General features: G+C 57.9%; 16 protein-coding genes. 8 read left to right on the forward strand and 8 right to left on the reverse strand.

Features of this window, described 5'->3' with window-relative positions:
• Positions 1 to 12 precede the first annotated feature (12 nt).
• Genes rfaQ through msbA form a run of 6 tightly spaced genes read left to right on the forward strand, consistent with a single transcriptional unit; the run spans position 13 to position 7,573 of the window.
• Positions 13 to 1,095: a putative lipopolysaccharide heptosyltransferase III gene (rfaQ, locus tag GSR16_RS01145; protein WP_159874760.1), complete on the forward strand. Its 1,083-nt coding sequence runs from the start codon at positions 13 to 15 to the stop codon at positions 1,093 to 1,095.
• Positions 1,092 to 2,258 carry a glycosyltransferase family 4 protein gene (locus GSR16_RS01150; RefSeq protein ID WP_159874761.1) on the forward strand — a complete coding sequence of 389 codons (1,167 nt, stop codon included), beginning with the start codon at positions 1,092 to 1,094 and terminating at the stop codon, positions 2,256 to 2,258. The genes rfaQ and GSR16_RS01150 overlap by 4 nt, the downstream gene beginning before the upstream one ends.
• Positions 2,255 to 3,382 (forward strand): glycosyltransferase family 9 protein, encoded by a 1,128-nt coding sequence (locus tag GSR16_RS01155; RefSeq protein ID WP_159874762.1) that lies wholly within the window; start codon positions 2,255 to 2,257, stop codon positions 3,380 to 3,382. Before GSR16_RS01150 ends, GSR16_RS01155 begins: the two co-directional genes overlap by 4 nt.
• The gene (locus tag GSR16_RS01160) at positions 3,379 to 4,701 is read left to right on the forward strand and encodes an O-antigen ligase family protein (RefSeq protein WP_159874763.1); all 1,323 of its coding nucleotides are present in this window, start codon (positions 3,379 to 3,381) and stop codon (positions 4,699 to 4,701) included. The genes GSR16_RS01155 and GSR16_RS01160 overlap by 4 nt, the downstream gene beginning before the upstream one ends.
• Positions 4,691 to 5,803 (forward strand): glycosyltransferase, encoded by a 1,113-nt coding sequence (locus GSR16_RS01165; RefSeq protein ID WP_240902571.1) that lies wholly within the window; start codon positions 4,691 to 4,693, stop codon positions 5,801 to 5,803. The genes GSR16_RS01160 and GSR16_RS01165 overlap by 11 nt, the downstream gene beginning before the upstream one ends.
• An 18-nt stretch (positions 5,804 to 5,821) precedes the next feature.
• Complete coding sequence (msbA, locus tag GSR16_RS01170) at positions 5,822 to 7,573, forward strand: lipid A export permease/ATP-binding protein MsbA (protein WP_240902572.1); 1,752 nt, start codon at positions 5,822 to 5,824, stop codon at positions 7,571 to 7,573.
• Positions 7,574 to 7,640: 67 nt separating this feature from the next.
• On the opposite strand, the gene GSR16_RS01175 is transcribed toward msbA, so the two are convergent.
• The 8 genes from GSR16_RS01175 to GSR16_RS01210 form a co-directional block, all read right to left on the reverse strand.
• Positions 7,641 to 8,024, reverse strand: a complete 384-nt coding sequence (locus GSR16_RS01175) for a type IV pilus assembly protein FimV (protein WP_240902573.1) — start codon at positions 8,022 to 8,024, stop codon at positions 7,641 to 7,643.
• Between the two features lie 131 nt (positions 8,025 to 8,155).
• Positions 8,156 to 9,256 (reverse strand): 3-dehydroquinate synthase, encoded by a 1,101-nt coding sequence (aroB, locus tag GSR16_RS01180; RefSeq protein ID WP_159874764.1) that lies wholly within the window; start codon positions 9,254 to 9,256, stop codon positions 8,156 to 8,158.
• Between the two features lie 5 nt (positions 9,257 to 9,261).
• Positions 9,262 to 9,804, reverse strand: a complete 543-nt coding sequence (aroK, locus tag GSR16_RS01185) for a shikimate kinase AroK (protein WP_159874765.1) — start codon at positions 9,802 to 9,804, stop codon at positions 9,262 to 9,264.
• 66 nt (positions 9,805 to 9,870) lie between these two features.
• Positions 9,871 to 11,991, reverse strand: coding sequence for a type IV pilus secretin PilQ (locus GSR16_RS01190; RefSeq protein WP_159874766.1), 2,121 nt, complete (start codon positions 11,989 to 11,991; stop codon positions 9,871 to 9,873).
• Complete coding sequence (locus GSR16_RS01195; RefSeq protein WP_159874767.1) at positions 11,991 to 12,512, reverse strand: pilus assembly protein PilP; 522 nt, start codon at positions 12,510 to 12,512, stop codon at positions 11,991 to 11,993. Before GSR16_RS01195 ends, GSR16_RS01190 begins: the two co-directional genes overlap by 1 nt.
• Positions 12,513 to 12,522: 10 nt before the next feature.
• Entirely contained in the window at positions 12,523 to 13,140 is a 618-nt protein-coding gene (locus GSR16_RS01200; RefSeq protein WP_159874768.1) for a type IV pilus inner membrane component PilO, read from the reverse strand.
• Positions 13,137 to 13,730 carry a PilN domain-containing protein gene (locus tag GSR16_RS01205; RefSeq protein ID WP_159874769.1) on the reverse strand — a complete coding sequence of 198 codons (594 nt, stop codon included), beginning with the start codon at positions 13,728 to 13,730 and terminating at the stop codon, positions 13,137 to 13,139. Before GSR16_RS01205 ends, GSR16_RS01200 begins: the two co-directional genes overlap by 4 nt.
• Complete coding sequence (locus GSR16_RS01210; protein WP_159874770.1) at positions 13,730 to 14,842, reverse strand: pilus assembly protein PilM; 1,113 nt, start codon at positions 14,840 to 14,842, stop codon at positions 13,730 to 13,732. Before GSR16_RS01210 ends, GSR16_RS01205 begins: the two co-directional genes overlap by 1 nt.
• 119 nt (positions 14,843 to 14,961) lie before the next feature.
• Here GSR16_RS01210 and GSR16_RS01215 point away from each other — a divergent pair, with 119 nt between their 5' ends.
• Together GSR16_RS01215 and GSR16_RS01220 are read left to right on the forward strand one after the other, a co-directional pair.
• Entirely contained in the window at positions 14,962 to 17,334 is a 2,373-nt protein-coding gene (locus tag GSR16_RS01215; RefSeq protein WP_159874771.1) for a penicillin-binding protein 1A, read from the forward strand.
• Positions 17,335 to 17,589: 255 nt separating this feature from the next.
• A complete protein-coding gene (locus GSR16_RS01220) occupies positions 17,590 to 18,843 on the forward strand; it encodes an MdtA/MuxA family multidrug efflux RND transporter periplasmic adaptor subunit (protein WP_159874772.1) in 1,254 nt (417 codons plus the stop codon).
• The last annotated feature ends 2 nt before the right edge of the window (positions 18,844 to 18,845 follow it).

Consider the following 18,845-nt stretch of genomic DNA (forward strand, 5'->3'; position numbering starts at 1 on the left):
TTCACCCAATCTATGCTGAACGACTCCATCGATCTGACCCAGGTACGACGCGTCTTGGTCATCAAATTGCGTCACCATGGGGATGTGCTGCTGACGTCTCCGGTTTTTTCCGTGCTCAAACAGCAGGCCCCGCATCTGGAGGTCGATGCCTTGGTGTACCGCGATACGCAGGAAATGCTCAGCCTGCATCCGGCCATCAGCCAGCTGCACACCATAGATCGCAACTGGAAAAAACTGGGTCCCATCGGCCAACTCAAGGCAGAGTTGTATTTGCTGTCTGCCTTACGCCAGCGTCGCTACGATCTGGTGATCACCCTGACCGAGCACAAGCGCGGGGCATGGCTGACGCGTCTGCTGTCGCCACGCTGGTCGGTAGGGCCGGATGGCCGCTACGGCAAACTGTTTCGCAACAGCTTTACCCACCGCTATCTGCAAGTGCCGGGTAACCGCCGCCATACCATTGAAATCCATCTGGATGCCTTGCGGCGCATCGGGATTTATCCGGCTGAAAATCAGCGTCAACTGATGCTGGTGGCCGGCCACAATGCCGAGGCCACCCTGGCCGCCAAACTGGAACAGCAGGGCTTGCAGGCCGGGCAGTACATTCTGGTACACCCCACCTCGCGCTGGCTGTTCAAGAGCTGGACGGTGGAAAACATGGTTGCGCTGATCAATACCCTGCAGCAGCGTGGCCAGCGTGTACTGCTGACTGCCGCACCCAGCCCGGATGAGATGTCCATGCTGGCCGATATCCAGTCGCGGCTGACCATGCCTGCTGCCAGCCTGGCCGGCCAGCTCAGCCTGAAAGAACTGGCTGCCGCCATCGATAACGCCCGGCTGTACATCGGCGTGGATTCGGTGCCCATGCATATTGCCTCGGCGATGAAAACGCCCTGTGTGGCCTTGTTTGGCCCGTCTGGTGACATCGAATGGGGGCCGTGGCAGGTGCCGCACCGCGTGGTGGCTGCCTCGGTGCCGTGCCGGCCGTGTGGCAATGCTGGCTGTGGCGGTGGCTGGAACAGCGAATGTCTGAATCTGATCAGTCTGCAACAAGTCATGGATGCGGTTGACGCCGTACTGGGAGAAACCGCATGACCCGTCTGGCCATTATCCGGCAGAAATACAATCCGGCAGGCGGTGCCGAACGCATCGTCAGTGCCATTCTGGGCCAGTTGAAACAGCAGCCCGAACTGGAGCCGGTACTGATCAACCGCAATTGGGAACAGCTGGATGGTGTGGCTGTCTGCCGCGTCAATCCATTCTATCTGGGCAGTATCTGGCGCGACTGGGGCTTTGCCCGTGCCGCGCGGCGGGCCTGGCAACAGGTGGGTGCCGATCTGGTGCAGTCGCACGAGCGCATTCCCGGCTGCCATGTATTCCGCGCCGGAGACGGTGTGCACGCAGCCTGGCTGGATGCGCGCGCAGAGGGCAAGGGCTGGCGGCACAAGCTGTCGGTCTGGTGCAATCCTTATCACCATTTCATGCTGCGTATGGAGCGCGCCATGTTCTCGCATCCAGACCTGCGGGCGGTAATCTGCATTTCCGAGATGGTGAAACAGGACGTACTGCAACGTTTCCCGGTGAAGCCGGAGCAGTGCGTGGTGATTCACAATGGCGTGGACAGCGCACGCTTCAACCCCGAGGCTGCGCGCATGCGGCGCAGCGCCTTGCGTGCGCAATATGCCATCCCCGATGATGCGCCGGTGCTGGTATACGTCGGTTCCGGTTTTGAACGCAAGGGCGTGGCCCAGGCCATCCATGCCATCGTGCAGCAGCCTGCCGTGCATCTGGTGGTGGTGGGCGGCGACAAGAAGCTTGCCCATTATCAGCAGCTTGCCAGCGTGCTGGGGGTGGCCACGCGTGTGCATTTCACCGGCCCGCAAAAAGATGTACTCAGCCATTACGGCATGGCTGACGGGTTCATCCTGCCGACATTGTACGAACCGTTCGGCTCGGTGGTGGCTGAAGCCTTGGCCTGCGGCCTGCCGGTGCTCACCAGTACCCGCTGTGGCGGTGGCGAGTGTGTTACACCCGGCAAGACCGGCTGGCTGGCCGCTCCGCAGGATACGCAGGCTTGGCAGCAAAATGTGGCGGCATGGCTGGCGGCGCGTGCGCAGTGGCCGGAGATGGCCCGACAGGCCCGCGAGCGGGTACTGACACAGACCGAGCAGCACATGGTGGCCCAGATGATGGCACTGTATCGTCGCCTGTTGCAGGGAGAGAGCAGGCAACAGCCGCCGGTGGTGAGCGTGGCATGATGAAAGAGAGTCGATTTCCCGCACGGGCGCTGATTTTCCTGTCCCTGCTGCTGCGCCTGCCCTGGCAATGGCTGCGGCACAAACCCGAGGCTGAAACGGTGCAGCGCGTGCTGATTTTGCACCAGTTCCTGCTGGGCGATGCCTTGATGGCCACCAGCCTGCTGGCCAAGGCGCGGCAACGTTATCCACAGGCAGATATTGTCATGGCCTGCCCGCCAGGTCAGGTCGCACTGTATGCAGGCCAGCCTTATGGTGTGCGTGCCTTCGGTTGGCATATCCGTCATTTCGCCTCGGTATGCCAGCTATTTGCCATGCCTCGGTTTGACCTGGTGTTGCTGATGGGCGAAAACCGGCTGAGCTATCTGGCTCGCGCCATTGGTGCGCGTTGGATTGTCGGCTTTGCCAATGAACAGCCGGCGCACAAGAACTGGCTGCTGGATGAGGCCATTCCGTATGCCACCGAGCCTGAAGCCTGGACCGATACTGCCGCCCGTCTGGTGGATGGCCCGGAGCCTGCCCCTTATCAGCTAGGCGACTGGCCGATGCCGCAGCAAAGCCTGCCATCCTTGCCGGATAACTATGTCGTGCTGCATGTGGGGGCCAGCTCGGCCACACGTTTCTGGCCGGCGGCGCACTGGCAGGAATTGGCCGATAACATTCGCCGTGCCCAACTGGCGGTGGTGTGGTCGTGCGGGCCGGGTGAGGAGGCTCTGCTGCTGCAGATCGACCCGCCGACGTCTGATGTTCGCATGGCTGGTTGTCTAACCTTGTTGCAGCTACGACAGCTGCTGGCCGGTGCCCGTGCCTGCGTGTGTCCGGATACCGGTGTCGCCCATCTGGCCAAGGTGGCGGGTACGCCATTGCTGATGCTGTTTGGCCCCGGCAGCGAGGTATTGTTCGGAGCCAGCCGCTTCTTTGCCCATTACCCGTGTTTAGGGGTGGGACCAGACTTGTTCCCCTGTCGCAACCAACGCAGCGTGCACCACCGCGATGTGGATTGGGCCCTGCGCTGTTTCCGCCGTTTTGGCGACCGTGGCGATGCCTGCCGTCGTGCCTTGTGCATGGAGGCCATAACTAGTCTACATGTATCACAAATGTTGAACTTTTTACTGGATATTCAATGAAAGTCGTAGCTAATCACAATGGGTGGAGAGATCAAGCAGTACTGCTTCTATCTTGGCTGTTTCTCACCCTTGCTAATGTTTCGCATACAATTGCATTACGTTATGTCATCTTGGTTTTGATGCTACTAATAGCAATTTTTGGAAAATTATCTTTTGTGCGATCACTTGGAAATGCCCGAGCAGTAGTGCTAGCGTTAGTAGTTTTTCTTGGTTATGCAACTATGCATACATGGCTACTGTCTGGGTGGTCCCAGGTATCCTTCCACGAGGAGTATAGCCAGTTACTGATTGGAGGGTTATGGTTTCTGGCTGGTCTGTGGTTGTTTAATCGACAGCGTTTGTTGTCTATTGCTGATTTAGTTATATTGTCCGGAACAGCACTTGCTGTTGTTGAGTTTGGTTATGGGGCCTATCAATATCTTAAAATTGGCCAATGGCCATTCATGGAAACTTTTACTACGGCGACAAAGCTGGAGTTTACTTTTTTCATGAATTATGTATTAGGCTTTGTCGCGGTAGCTTTCTGTTTTAGTAGTTTTTCTTGTGATCGTCGTATAACATTTTTCCCCCGTTGGGCATTGTTTATCTTAGCGTTGTTGATCCTTTTTGTTAGCCTAAGGGCGGGGGCACGCAATGGAATGATTGGTCTAATTTATCTAGTTTTATCAATGTTGTTTGTTTTTATGGTATTTGAAGGATTTCGTTTTTCATGGCGCAAGGTATTGGGCATCAGTCTGCTTGTTTTTTCTACAATTATTGCAATTGGTATATACACGGTTCGCCAGGATCCTCGGAGTCATGCCTTTATTGAGTCGGCTCAAATAGGATGGAATTATCCAGCGACCAAGGCGTGGCTGCGGATGGAACCGCTGCCCAAAATGTCGAATGGAGAACCAGTAGATGGCTCAGCTTATGAACGTATTGCTTGGATTCATAGTGGCTTGGATTTGATTGTGACTCGACCAATTGGCTATGGCTTCTCAAGAGATGCTTTTTCATTGGCGCTGACAGAGACTGGTCATCATAATCAAGTAGGTCATAGTCATAGTGGTTTTATTGATTTAGGAATTGGGCTGGGGATTCCCGGTGTTTTTCTTTGGCTAATATTTTGTGGCTTACTTGTACGCAGTGGTTTTCAGGCATTTAGCCAGCGTCGTGAGATGCTCGGTTTGGTATTGATGCTAGTTACGTGTGGCTTTATGGGTAGGATGGTACTGGAAAGTGTTAATAAGGACCACATGCTACATATTTTTCTTTTCACCGCTGCGGCACTCCTTGCCGAAATAAAGCAAAGGCAAGGAATAAGTAGTGGCGAATAAGTGGGTGCTGTTCACCGAGTCCTCCGATAATGTCGGCGGGCAGGAATTGCAGCTGATGCAGCAGATGCGCCAGATGCAGCAGCATGGCCTGCGTACCATGCTGGCCTGCCGCCCGGGCGGACGCGTAGAACAGGTGGCCAGGCAGCAGGGCCTGGCGGTGCTGCCGGTCCGCTTTCGCAACAGCCTGCATCTGCCGTCGATTGCCATTCTGCGGCGCTGGATCAGCCAGCATCAGCCGCGCCTGGCCATTTGCCACAGTGGCCATGACAGCAATAATCTGGCGATTGCGGCAAGGCTGGTGTGGCATCGGCCCTTCCTGCTGCGCTCCCGTACCTATCAGCCGGGCAAGCCCTCGGCTTGGTCGTATAACCGGCTGGTGGATGCCACCATGGTGCCCAGTCATTACCTGCGCGATGCCTTGTTGCAAAACCCCGCCATCCGTCCTGATCGCATCCATGTAGTGTATCCGGGTATCGACTTTGCCGGACTGGATGTTGCAGTGAATCAGCCGCTGCCGGCCCATATCAGCGACTGGCTGGCTGCTTCTGCCGCACCTGTGCTGCTGCATGCTGCCATGTTACGTGGCGAAAAAGGGCACCTCACCATTTTGCAAGCCATGGTGGTGCTGCGGGACAGTTATCCGCACTGGCGCTATCTGGTGGCGGGAGATGGCGTGGCCCGGCAACAGATCGAGGTGGAAATCCAGCGTCTTGGTCTGGCTGATCGCGTATTGCTGGCTGGCGTGGTCTCACCAGTGGCACCCTTGTACCGTCATGCCGATCTGTTGCTGATGCCGTCAACTTACGAGCCCTTGGGCATGTCGCAAATCGAGGCGCTGGCCCTGCAGTGCCCGGTACTGGCCAGCAATACCGGCGGCATTCCGGAGACGGTGGCAGATGGCCGGACCGGCATGCTGGTTGAAGCTGGCAATGCCCAGGCCTGGGCTGCCGCCATTGCTGCGGCACTGGATTCCATGCCGCAACAGGGTCAGATGGCTGAAGCCGGTGCGCGTGATGTGCGTCAGCGTTTTGCCCCGGACAGTAATCTGCAGCAGATCATGGCCCTTAGCGGTCTTTCCGGCCTGTTGGCCGCATCTCATTGATCCGATTGGACTATTACCTTGAAACATAGCTGGCCCATTTACCGCCGCCTGCTGGGTTATCTGGCCCAGTACTGGAAGGTATTCGCCCTGTCATTGGTCTCCATGACCGTTGCCGCCCTGACCGAACCGGCGTTTGCCCGGCTGATGAAGCCACTGATCGACGGTGGTTTCGTCAACAAGGATCCCCAGGCGATTGTCTGGGTGCCGATGGCCATTGTCGGCGTGTTCCTGGTGCGGGGGATTACCAGCTTTATCAACGAATACACCTCCAGCTGGCTGGCCGGGCATCTGGTACAAACCCTGCGCCAGCAGATGTTTGCCAAGATGCTGCGCCTGCCGGTGCAGTACTACGCCGATAATCAGTCGGGACGTCTGGTTTCGCGCATCTCTTTTGATGTCAACCAGGTGACCGAAGCCGGCTTTAATGTCATCACAGTCAGCGTCAAGGATGGTGTGACTGCCATCAGCCTGCTGGCCTGGTTGCTGTATATCGATTGGCAACTGACCATCATCTGCCTGGTGGTGATGCCGGTGGTAACAGTATGCATGCGCATGGTTGCCAAGCGCCTGCGCGGCCTGGCGCTGGAGAACCAGCAACACATGGCAGACCTGACGCAGATTCTGGGCGAAGGGGTGGATTGCCAGAAGGTGATCAAGGTTTACGGTGGCGAGGAATATGAAGAAAGCCGCTTCAATACAGCTTCGCAGGCCATTCGTCGTAATGGCGTGAAGCAGAGCGCGGCCAGTTCGGCTAATACTGGTGTCACCCAGTTGATGATTGCCTGCGCACTGGCAGCCATTTTGTATTTTGCTGCCATGCGTGCCCAGCATGGTGCGTTTACTGCCGGCGATTTCATGTCCTTCCTCACCGCCATGATGCTGCTGTTTGCGCCGATAAAGCGCATTACCGGCATTTCCCAGGCCATGCAGCGCGGGCTGGCCGCCGCCGAGAGTGTGTTCAACTTCCTGGATGAACCCGGTGAGCCGGATCATGGGACACAACGCCTGCCGACAACCCGTGGCCAGCTGCGGTTTGAGGATGTTTCCTTCCGTTATCCCAATGCTGAACGGGTAGTGCTGCAGCAGGTGAGTCTGGAGGTGAATTCCGGCGAAACGGTAGCGCTGGTGGGTTCTTCCGGCAGTGGTAAAACCACGCTGGTCAGCCTGATTCCGCGCTTCTACGAACCGTTGTCAGGGCGTATCACCCTGGATGGCCTTGCGCTGGATGAGATCGTGCTGGCCGATCTGCGTCAGCATATCGCCATGGTGAGCCAGGATGTGGTGCTGTTCAACGACACGGTGGCCGCGAATATCGCCTATGGTTCTGGTCACGCGATCAGTCGCGAGCAGATCATCGAGGCTGCCCGTGCTGCCAATGCGCTGGAGTTCATCGAAGCGATGCCGGAGGGGCTGGATACCCAGATCGGTGAAAATGGCGTGCGGCTGTCCGGTGGACAGCGTCAGCGGCTGGCCATTGCCCGTGCACTGCTGAAGAATGCACCGCTACTGATTCTGGACGAGGCGACATCAGCATTGGATACCCAGTCCGAACGGCTGGTGCAGGCTGCGCTGGAAAACCTGATGAAGAATCGTACCACCATCGTGATTGCCCACCGCTTGTCCACTATCGAGAACGCCGATCGCATCATCGTGATGCATCAGGGCAAGGTGGCCGAGCAAGGCAGTCATCAGCAGCTGATGCTGTTGGACGGTCTGTATGCCCGTCTGCACAGCCTGCAGTTCCGCGAGCCGGAGGCTGACGCAGGCTGAGCAGCCGGTACGGATAGACAAAGCAAAACAGGCTGCCCGTGGGCAGCCTGTTTTACATGCGCAGGATTCAGACCTTGACCGCGAACAGCGGGTCCTGCGGAGCCAGCTGGCGGCCGGCTTCCTGAATGGTGCGCCATACCGGCTGGTCCTTGACCTGGGCCTGTACATCGCGGGCCAGACGGCAGTAAGCCTTGCCATTGCCTTCGGAGGAATAGGCGCGTAGCAGGGTTACCTTGATGGAAAGGTTTTGGGGTTCGTCCTTCATGGCCTCTTTCAGGACGCGTACGGCATCGCCGCTACGGCCATAAGCCAGGAAAACCTCGGCCTCGCCTACCGGGTCGATACCCCGGGCGCGCGGTTTTTTATAAGTTAGCTTGCGCCACAGCTGGCGGGAAATGTAGTAGCTACTCATCAGGCCGAAACTGGCCAGTAATGCGGTTATTGCATCCACCTTGGCTTCCCTCCGAGATTCTCTCTCTGCTTGAATTATGCAGTCGATTATTCGGGCAGCCGCAGATCCCCGCAATCCGTAAAAATCCTTAATGACACCAAGGTTTCAGGATTTACGGGGGCAGTGGGCAATCAATGGGAAATGGTTGGATCGATATGTGGTCCGCTAAACAGCGTATCGAGTACCGCAGTGGGCAGGCCGGGCTGGATGACTGCCTGCCCCAGTTGCTTGAGCAGGACAAAGCGGATGACACCGCTTTCCACTTTCTTGTCATGGCCCATGTGGCGCATCCATTCATCGATACCGAAGTCAGGGCTGCGTACAGGTAGTCCGGCAGCGGCAATCAGTGCCACTGCACGTTCAACATCATGCTGCGTCAGCCAGCCCAGTGCCTGGGATGCTGCGGCGGCCAGGACCATGCCGGCACCGACGGCTTCGCCATGCAGCCATTGTCCATAACCAAGGCCGGCTTCGATGGCGTGGCCAAAGGTGTGACCCAGATTGAGCAGGGCGCGTACGCCCTGTTCCTTTTCATCCTGGCCGACAATCGCGGCCTTCATTTCGCAGGAGCGACGCACGGCGTATTGCAGGGCTTCAGGGTCGCGGGCGCGCAGTTTGTCCATATTGGCTTCCAGCCAGGCCAGGAAATCGGCATCGCCCAGCAGGCCGTACTTGATTACTTCGGCGATGCCGGCGGATAGTTCGCGCTCGGGCAGGGTGGCCAGCAAGTCCATGTCGGCTAGCACCAGCTTGGGCTGATAGAAAGCGCCGACCATGTTTTTGCCCAGGGGGTGGTTGATGGCGGTTTTGCCACCTACCGAGGAATCAACCTGGGCGAGCAGGGTGGTGGGAATCTGGATGAACGGTGCACCGCGCTGATAGCAGGCAGCGGCAAAACCGGTCATGTCGCCGATGACACCGCCACCCAGTGCGATCAGGGTGGTTTTGCGTTCGGCATTGGCACCCAAGAGAGCATCGAAAATCAGGTTCAGCGTCTGCCAGTTTTTGTGTGCTTCACCATCCGGCAGGATGACCGGGATGCAATGCACGCCATGGTTTTGTAGCTGCTGGGTCAGACGCTCCAGGTATAGCGGTGCCACCACTTCATTGGTGATGATGGCAACCTGGGGAATGGGCAGATGGGGCAGGATCAGCTCAGCCTGATCAAGCAGTCCGTGGCCAATGTGAATGGGGTAGCGGGTATCCGGCAGGGTCAGGTCGAGGGTGATCATGTGCTTCAGGTCTTGGCTGGGGTATTGTGCAACTGGTCGAGCAGACGGCTGACCAGCAGGTTGACGTTTTGCTGTGAGGTGTCGACCACGATGTCGGCCACTTCGCGGTAAAGCGGGTCGCGCTGTTCCAGCAGGCTTTGCAGCTTGGCGCGCGGATCGGCGGTTTGCAGCAGCGGACGGTTCTTGTCGTGCATGGTGCGGGCCAGCAGGTCATCAATGGAGGCGCGCAGGTAAATCACCACGCCATGCCTGGACAGCTCGGCCCGGTTTTCCGGGCGCAGCACTGCACCGCCACCGGTGGCCAATACGATGTTGTTCATCCTGGCCAGATCGGCAATCACGCTGCTTTCGCGGTCACGAAAGCGCAATTCGCCTTCTATCTCGAAGATGGTGGCAACGCGAACACCGGTGCGCGCCTCGATTTCATGATCCGAGTCGTAGAAGGTTTTGCCGGTCTTGCGTGCCAGGGCTCTGCCTACGGTGGTCTTGCCGGCACCCATCAGCCCGACAAGAAAAAAATTGCCTGCCATGTTCTCCATGGCAGGCATTGTAGCTGATGCTGACTGGGTCTGTCTGCGCGGGCAGACGACAAAATGCGTGCAGATGTCCCGTGTTCAGCGATTTTGCAGGTTCAGGTCTTCCACCACCTTGGGTGTGATGAATACCAGCAGCTCGGAGCGGTTGTTCTTGTCCACCTTGCTGCGGAACAGGGCTCCCAGGAATGGGATGTCACCCAGCAGCGGTACCTTGTTGACCGTGGTATCCAGCGTTTGCTGGTAGATACCGCCAATCACCACGGTGCCGCCGTTTTCCACCATCACCTGGGTTTTTACCACCTTGGTGTCGATGGCCGGAGTGCTGTTGACAAACAGGGTGCTGCTGACGCTGTCCTTGTTGATCTGGATTTCCATCAGCACACGGTTGTCCGGGGTAATTTGCGGTGTCACCTTCAGGCTGAGGTTGGCTTTTTTGAACGATACCGAAGTGGCACCGCTGGAGCTGGCCTCCTGATACGGAATTTCCGTACCCTGCTCGATGCTTGCTTCCACCCGATCGGCTGTCATGATGCGTGGATTGGCCAGGATTTTGCCTTTTTCACCGGTTTCCATGGCATCCAGTTCCAGGCCGATCAGCCCGCTGGAACCGGCATTGAACACGGCACCGATCGAGTTGAAGGTACCGGAGAGGCCCAGATTGACCCCGGCATTGCCGGAGGTCGATGCGGTGTTGCCCAAGGCCTTGTTGGCCAGCGCGTCAGAGATGGTGCTGCCGATGGAGGTACTGCCCCCTACCTTGGCGAAGCTCATCTTCACGCCCAGGCTCTTGCTCCAGTCGTCGGTCGCTTCCACGATGCGGGCTTCAATCAGCACCTGCTTGACCGGGATGTCGGTCTTGGTCACCAGATCGCGAATCTTGTCGATCACTGTCTGGGTATCATTGATGATCAGCGTGTTGGTTTTCGGATCGATCATGAAGCTGCCACGGGCCGACAGCAGGCCGTTGCCGCCACTGTTACCTGTCGAACTGGATCCTGCCGTGGTGGTGCTGCCATCCAGAATCTTCTTGAAGTCCTCGGCCGAGCGGTAGCGCAGCACAAAGGTTTCCGAGCGTACCGGCTCCAGCGCATTCAGCTGCTGCTTGCCTTCCAGGATCTGCTTGTCGCGATTGAGCAGTTCCTCACGCGGTGCAATATTGATGATGTTGCCGTTGCGGCGCTGATCCAGGCCCTTGGTTTGCAGGATGAGATCCAGTGCCTGATCCCACGGTACATCTTTCAGGCGCAGGGTGATGTTGCCGGTTACCGAATCACTGGTGACGATGTTCAGGCCGGTAAATTCGGCAATCACCTGCAATACGGTACGTACTTCGATATTCTGGAAGTTAAGCGACAGCTTGTCACCCTTGTATTGCGGCTTGCTGTTCAGCTCGTTTTTGCTGGCACTTTCCACTGCCACCTTGCGTACTTCCACCACCAGCTTGCGTTCAGTCTGATAGGAGGAGAATTCCCAGTCGCCTTGCGGCTGCACCACGATGCGGCTGTTACGCCCCTGATTGCTGGCTATTACCTTGTCCACCGGGGTGGCAAAGTCGCTGACATCCATGCGTTTTTCCAACGAGCGCGGCAGGTTGGCACCCAGTACATCCAGTACCAGATTCTTGCCCTCACGGCGCACGTCAACCGGTGTGCCTTCGGAAGGCAGGGTGATTTCCACGCGTCCTTCACCACCGCGGCCACGACGGAAGTCCAGCCCCAGTGGTGTGGTCGCCACGGCAGCCTGGGCACTGGCCTGGCTGGCGGCGGATGCGTTGCTGGCTGGCTGCTCTTGCGAGGTGGCCGCCTGCTGTGGCGAAGTCATGCTGTTATTGATGCGAACCAGCAGCTTGTTGCCCGAGACGCTGGTGCTGTAGGCGACATTGTGTGCAAGGTTCAGCACCAGGCGCGAGCGGCCATTGGCCTCAACGGCAACCGCGGACTTGACGATGGGATTGCCCAGCTCGACAAAGCTCTTGGGGAGTTTGACCTGGGTATCGGCAAAGTCAAAGGCGACACGAGCTGGATTGGCGATGGCGAAGCTGTTGGGCTTGATGGCCGGGCCATCAAAGGTCACCTGCAGCAACTGGGCGTCACCATCGGTCTGGGCTACGTCGATCGCGGTGATGGACGCTGCATGGGCAATGGAAAATGCAATGGACAGACCCAGCCCCGACAACAGTTTGATTGAATGGTTTTTCATTATTTCTGCCCTTGTTCATCCAGGTACATGCTGGTTTCGCGTTGTACCCATTCACCGTTCAGATCTTCCACGGTCTCGGAAAGTACTAGTTCGGTTTCGCTGATGCGTTTGATCTGGCCGTAATTGGGGCCAATGAAATTACCCGGTTGCACGCGGTAGACGCTGTTTTCCGGGGTTCGGATCAGTGCATAGGTAATGTTGTTGCGCTTGAGCAGCCCAACCATCTTCAGCTTGTCCAGATCGTAGTTTTCCAGCAGTTCACGCACGCGCTTGAAGTCGGGCGCATTGGCAGCATTCTGCTTCTTGGCCATCTGCAGCTTGACCGGATTGAACGGATCGGGAATGTCGAAGGCATTATAGGTAAACGGCTGGTAGGCCTGGGCTTGGGGCAGCGGGTCGATCTGACCGCGCAGACCCTGGCTGGCCTGTTGCATCCAGGCGTGCAGGTCTTCGGTATTGCCGTTGCCACAGGCACTGAGCAGCAGCGGACACAGCAAGGTGGCGAGAGTTTTTTTCAGCATGGCGTCACGCTCACTTCTTCGGCGGCTGTGCCGCGGCAATGCGCTCTTCTGGCTCCAGCGCGCGATAGGTCTTGGCCGTGGCTTCCATAGTCATGCGGGCTTCCTTGCCCTGACCCGGGGTCAGGCTGATGTCTCCGATGGTGACAATGCGCGACAGCTGGGCAACATCGCTGACGAAGGCTGCCAGATCGTTATAGCTGCCGGTCAGCTTGATCGAAATCGGTACCTCTGCCATTTCGGCTGTCTTTACCTCACCGTTGGGGCGGAACAGCTCAAACTGCAGGCCGCGGCCAATGCCGGCCTGGTTGATTTCGGTCAGCAGGGCGTCCATGTCCGACTTGGTGGGCAGTTGTTTGAGCAGTGCGCCAAAGGACAACTGGATTTCTTTCAGCTGCTGTTGCAATGCTTCCAGGTTGATGGCCTGGCGCTTTTTGTCGATGAAGGTCTGCTTGAGCTGTTCTTCTTGTTGCTGGGCACTGTGCAGCTTGTCCATCTGGTCGCTCAGAACAAAGAAATAGCCCAGAAACAGGAATACCCCGGCCATGAAGACAAGCACTAGCACCTGAGCTGGCAGCGGCCAGTTGGGCATGTCCTTGGGGTCAAGATTGCGGAACTCGTCTAAGGTCATGGTTTGGCTCCCTGCGGTGCTACCTGGCCTTGCGGTGCACTGGCTGCTGCAGGCTGTCTGAACGTGCTGGTAAGGCTGAACTCGCTGACGCGCTGGTTGTTCGCCATGGCCGCTTTCACTTCAATCAGCTGCGGTTCGTTGAACACCTGTGACTGGGCCAGGGTGCGCATGTAGTTGGACACGCGTGCGCCGGACAGGCCGTAGCCGGAGAAGTTGAACGCATTGCCAGTTTGCTTGAAGGTTTTCAGGTAGATGCCATCCGGGGTCTGGCGTACCAGCTGGTCGAAGATGTGTACCGCATCATTACGCCCTTGTTGCAGGCGCTCTACCAGTTGTTTGCGTGCCAGCAGGTCGTCGCGCTGCTTCTTCAGCATGCCGATGTCTTTGATTTGCTGATCGAGCTTGCTGATTTCAGCTTGCAGGAACTGGTTGCGTTCTTCCTGGCGCGATTGACGGGCATCCAGAATGAAATAGCTCAGGCCGATGATCAGCAGAGCGGCACCGATGGCGCTGCCGAGAAACAGCTGGAAGCGCAGGCGGTGGGCGGCTTTTTTCTGCTCGCGGTGGGGCAGGAGGTTGATGCGTATCATCAGTCGAACCTCCGCATGGCAAGTCCGCAGGCAATCAGCAGGGCCGGGGCATCCAGCAGCAGCTCCTTCAGGCGGATGGAGCTGGACTGCACCATGGACGTGAACGGGTTGGCAATCATGGTACTGATCTGGGTGCGGGAGGCCACTGCATCATCCAGGCCGGCCAGCATGCTGCAACCGCCGCCCAGCAGGATGTAATCCACGCGCAGGTATTGCGACACGCTGACCGTGGTGTAAAAGAACTGCAGCGCCCGCTGGATTTCCTGTGCCAGTGAATCCACAAACGGATGCAGCAACTCGGATTCGTAGCCATCCGGCATGGCCATGCTGCGCTTGCCGCTTTCGGCTTCGTCAAAGCTGATGCCGTAGCGGCGCTGGATATCGCGTGTCAGCTGCAGGCCGCCGAACATCTGCTCGCGGTAGTAGATTTGCTGGCCGTTACGGATGACATTGCAATGAATTTTGCTGGCACCGATATCAAACAGGGCAAAGGTCTGATTCATGCCGTGGTCGGGCAATTGCTGCTGGATCTGCTCGAAGGCCGTCATCATGGCAAAGGACTCGACATCCACCAGTTGAGCGCGCAGACCGGCCATTTCCACTACGGCGACACGCTCTTCCACCTTTTCCTTGCGGGCGGCGCACAGTAGCACCTCCAGATCATCCAGACTGCTGCTGGAAGGCCCCAGAACCTGGTAGTCCAGATTTACTTCGTCCAGCGGGAAGGGAATGATCTGATCGGCCTCGGATTCGATCATGCCCTCCATGTCTTCGGATTGGCTGACCGGAACCAGCAATTTCTTGTAGATGGCCATTGCCGTAGGAATGGCGATGGCGACATTCTTGATCGGGCTGCCAAGGCGTCTCCAGGCTTTGCGCAAGGCTTCGGCAATCCCTTCGATATCCACCAGATTGCCCTCGGACACGGCTTCCTTGGGCAGGCTTTCTATCACATAACGCTCGATCTGGTAGTTCTTGCCTGATCTGGACAGCTCCACCAGTTTGATGGAGGTGGTGCTGATATCAAGACCAAGCAGGGGAACATTGCTGGATTTCCCCAATCCAAGCTGATTCAGCCAGTCTGTCCCGAACCGTAATTTGTCGGATAGCATCAGTTAAGGCCCCGAATAGGTCTAGTGCGACAGTTTTTGTGCTGTCGCGGTCAATGTTTGTCTTGCTTGTTCCCACAAGACGTTATAATCCGCTTTCTTCCGAAAGCCTATTTGTAATTATGTTCAAACGACTTCTTGCGATTCTGGCCGGCTTGGTCATTGGTGGGGCCGTGCTGGCAGCCGGTGCGGCAGCCATTGCCATCATCATAACCTACCCGCGTTTGCCAAGTCTTGATGTGCTGACGGATTACCGTCCAAAAATTCCACTGCGCGTCTACTCGGCAGATGGCCAGTTGTTGGGTGAGTTCGGTGAGGAACGCCGCTCCTTCGCCCGTATCCATGAAGTCCCGCAGTTGATGAAGCAGGCCTTGCTTGCTGCTGAAGACGAAAGATTCTATCAGCATAGCGGAATCGACTATATGGGGGTTCTGCGTGCTGCCGTCGGTAATCTGGTATCCGGTCATGCCCGTTCCGGTGCCAGTACCATCACCATGCAGGTGGCGAAGAATTTCTTCCTTTCCAGTGAAAAGACTTTCACACGTAAGTTTAATGAAGCTTTGCTCGCTTTCAAAATCGAACATACGCTTTCCAAGGACCAGATCCTTGAGCTTTACTTCAATCAGATCTACCTGGGGCAGCGCGCCTACGGTTTTTCTGCGGCAGCACAGGCCTACTTCGGCAAGCCGATCACCGAACTGAGCGTGGCAGAAATGGCCATGCTGGCAGGCCTGCCCAAGGCGCCGTCTGCTTATAACCCCATTGTCAATCCGGAACGTGCCCACCTGCGTCAGCAGTATGTGCTGCGTCGCATGCGCGAGCTGAACTTCATCACCCAGGATCAGTACGACGCGGCGGTGAAAGAACCACTGCATCTGGCCAGCGCCACGGTGGATGGTAACCAGCCGGCGCTGTATGTTTCCGAAATGGTGCGCCAGGCCATGTATGAGCGCTACAAGGATGCCGCCTATACCGAGGGCTACAAGGTCTACACCACGCTGGACAGTCATCACCAGCAATGGGCCTACGATGCCCTGCGCGCAGGCCTGATCGATTTTGACCGCAAGCAGGGTTACCGCGCCCCGGAAAGCTATATCGATCTTGCCTCGGCAGAGGGTGAAGACCAGACCGAGGTACTGGACGATGCACTGTCTGAAATCCGCGACAGTGGCGACATGCAGGCTGCGATTGTGCTGTCGGCAAGCCCGGCGGAAGTGCGCGCCTACCTGCGTGGCGGCAAGGTGGCGGTGATCAAGGGGCAGGGGCTGGAGTTTGCCCGTCGTGCACTGAACCCCAAGCTGGCGGCTGACAAGCAGATTCGCCGCGGTGCCGTCATTCGTGTGCGTGCCAATGACAAGGGCTATTGGGAAATCGTGCAGATGCCGGATGTGGAAGGGGCGTTTGTATCGATGGATCCGCGCAGCGGAGCCATCAAGTCGCTGGTGGGTGGTTTTGACTTCAACCGTCGCAGCTTCAACCATGTGACCCAGGCTTGGCGTCAGCCTGGCTCCACCTTCAAGCCCTTTATTTATTCCTCGGGCATTGAGCGTGGCGTTACACCGTCCACCCTGTTTAATGATGCGCCGCTGACCGTTCCGGGTGCTCCGGGTTCGCCCAGCTGGGAACCGAAGAACGATGATGGCAAGTTTGCTGGCCTGATCAGCCTGCGCCGTGCGCTGACCCAATCCAAGAACCTGGTGTCGGTACGCCTGCTGATGGCGGTCGGTACCGATTACGCCCAGCAGTATATTCAGCGTTTCGGTTTCTCGCCCAAGCAGCATCCGGCCTACCTCACCATGGCACTGGGCGCTGGTGCCGCGACGCCGCTGCAGATGGCGGAAGGTTATTCGGTGTTCTCCAATGGCGGCTACCGCATCAAGGCCTACTTCATTGATCGCATCGAGGATCAATCCGGCCATGTGCTGGCCAAGACCCAGCCGGCGGTTGCCGGGCAAAATGCCACCCAGGCCATCGATCCGCGCAATGCTTTCATCATGACCTCCATGCTGAAAGACGTGGTGCGCTACGGTACGGCAGCCAAGGCGATGAGCCTGGGCCGCATGGATCTGGCCGGCAAGACCGGTACCACCAGCGACTGGAAGGACGCCTGGTTTGTCGGCTTCAATCCTAATCTGGTGGCGGCAACCTGGGTGGGTTACGACCAGCCGCGCTCGCTGGGCCGTTACGGTTATGGCGGTACAGCCGCCCTGCCGGTGTGGATGAACTACATGGCCAATGCGCTCAAGGGCGTACCCGAGGTGGAGCTGCCGGTGCCGGCAGGCATCGTGGTGAAACCGGGTGCGGGCCAGCGTGGTGGCGACGAGTACTACTACGAGGAATTCCAGAAGACCAATCCGGAGCTGAAGATCGACAACCACGGCACCATCCCAGGCAGTAATGCCTCCGATGCGGCGGTAGACGATACGACAGCGAAGGACCCCAATGCACCGGCAGCCAAGGATGCGGTGGAGAACGTCAAGGAATTGCTGTTCTGATCTGAATGCGCCAATAATGCGCTGCCAGCCCACCCCATGCCGGGGTGGGCTTTTTCATGCCTGTTGCTATCGTTGGTAGTGTTGCCGCTGAAACAGAAGGCGGAGAATATGCCGATTAACATCTGTAAACAGCTTGCGCATAGGCAGTGTCATGGTGATTGCTTATCATCGCTGCTTGATCACGGAGGAAGCCTCTCCGCTTAACCATTGCAGACGGCGTTCCGGCCTCAACCAGGACGCATCCGGAAAACCACCATGTCCGATTCCACGACCACACCCTCCCATACCCTGCGCAATGTCTCCCTGTTACTGCTGGTGCTGGCAGCCGGGGGCTGGTGGTGGAACAGCCATCGCACGGCTGCTGCCGATGCTGCGGCACCCAAGCGTGGTGGTGCGCCGGTAGCGGTGGCCGTGGCTGCGGTAACACAGCAGGATGCACCCTTGCAACTGAGTGCCTTGGGCACGGTGACGGCCACCAACACGGTGACGGTGCACAGCCGGGTGGATGGTCAACTGATGGCCCTGCATTTTGAAGAAGGGCAGATGGTGCAGAAAGGTCAGCTGCTGGCGGAACTGGACCCGCGCCCCTATCAGGCTGCGCTGACTCAGGCTGAAGGCCAGTTGCTGCGCGACCAGGCACTGCTGCAAAACGCCCGGCTGGACCTCACCCGTTACCAGCAGCTGCTGGCACAGAACTCCATTGCCAAGCAGCAGGTGGATACCCAGCAGGCTCTGGTGGCCCAGTATCAGGGCACGGTGAAGCTGGATCAGGGCGCGGTGGCCAATGCCCGCCTGCAACTGGATTACAGCCGCATCACGTCCCCGCTGGCCGGGCGTGCCGGCCTGCGTCAGGTAGACCCCGGTAATATCGTGCACTCCAGCGACAGCAATGGCGTGGTGGTGATTACCCAGACCCAGCCCATCAATGTGCTGTTTGCCGTGCCGGAAACCAGCCTCAGCCAGGTGCTGGCCGCTGCCCGCGACGCCAAGGGCAAGCTGCAGGTGGAAGCCTGGGACCGTGACAACCGCCACAAGCTGGCTGACGGCGAGCTGCTGGCCATCGACAATCAGCTGAGCACCACCACCGGCACGGTGAACCTCAAGGCGCGCTTTGCCAATGCCGATGCAGCCTTGTTCCCCAATCAATTTGTCAATGTGCACCTGCAACTGGGCGACCAGCCCAATGCAACCGTATTGCCCAGCGTGGCCTTGCAGCAGGGCAAGGTGGGCAGCTATGTCTACACGGTGAACCCGGACCAGACCGTCAGCATCAGCAAGGTGAAAACCGGCGCGGTGTCCGGTGACAACACCATTATCGAAGAAGGCGTGAAAGCCGGTCAGAAAGTGGTGGTGGATGGCCTGGACAAGCTGCGTGAGGGTGCGCAGATCAAGGTGATAGACCGCGCCGCCCTGGCTGAGTCCGGTGGCAGTGGCAAGGGCAAGTCGCACCGCAGCGATGCCAGCAATAGCCAGAATGGCAAGCGCCCGCACGCTTCAGCCGCCAACTAAAA

Source organism: Aquitalea denitrificans (assembly GCF_009856625.1).
Lineage (GTDB): Bacteria > Pseudomonadota > Gammaproteobacteria > Burkholderiales > Chromobacteriaceae > Aquitalea > Aquitalea denitrificans.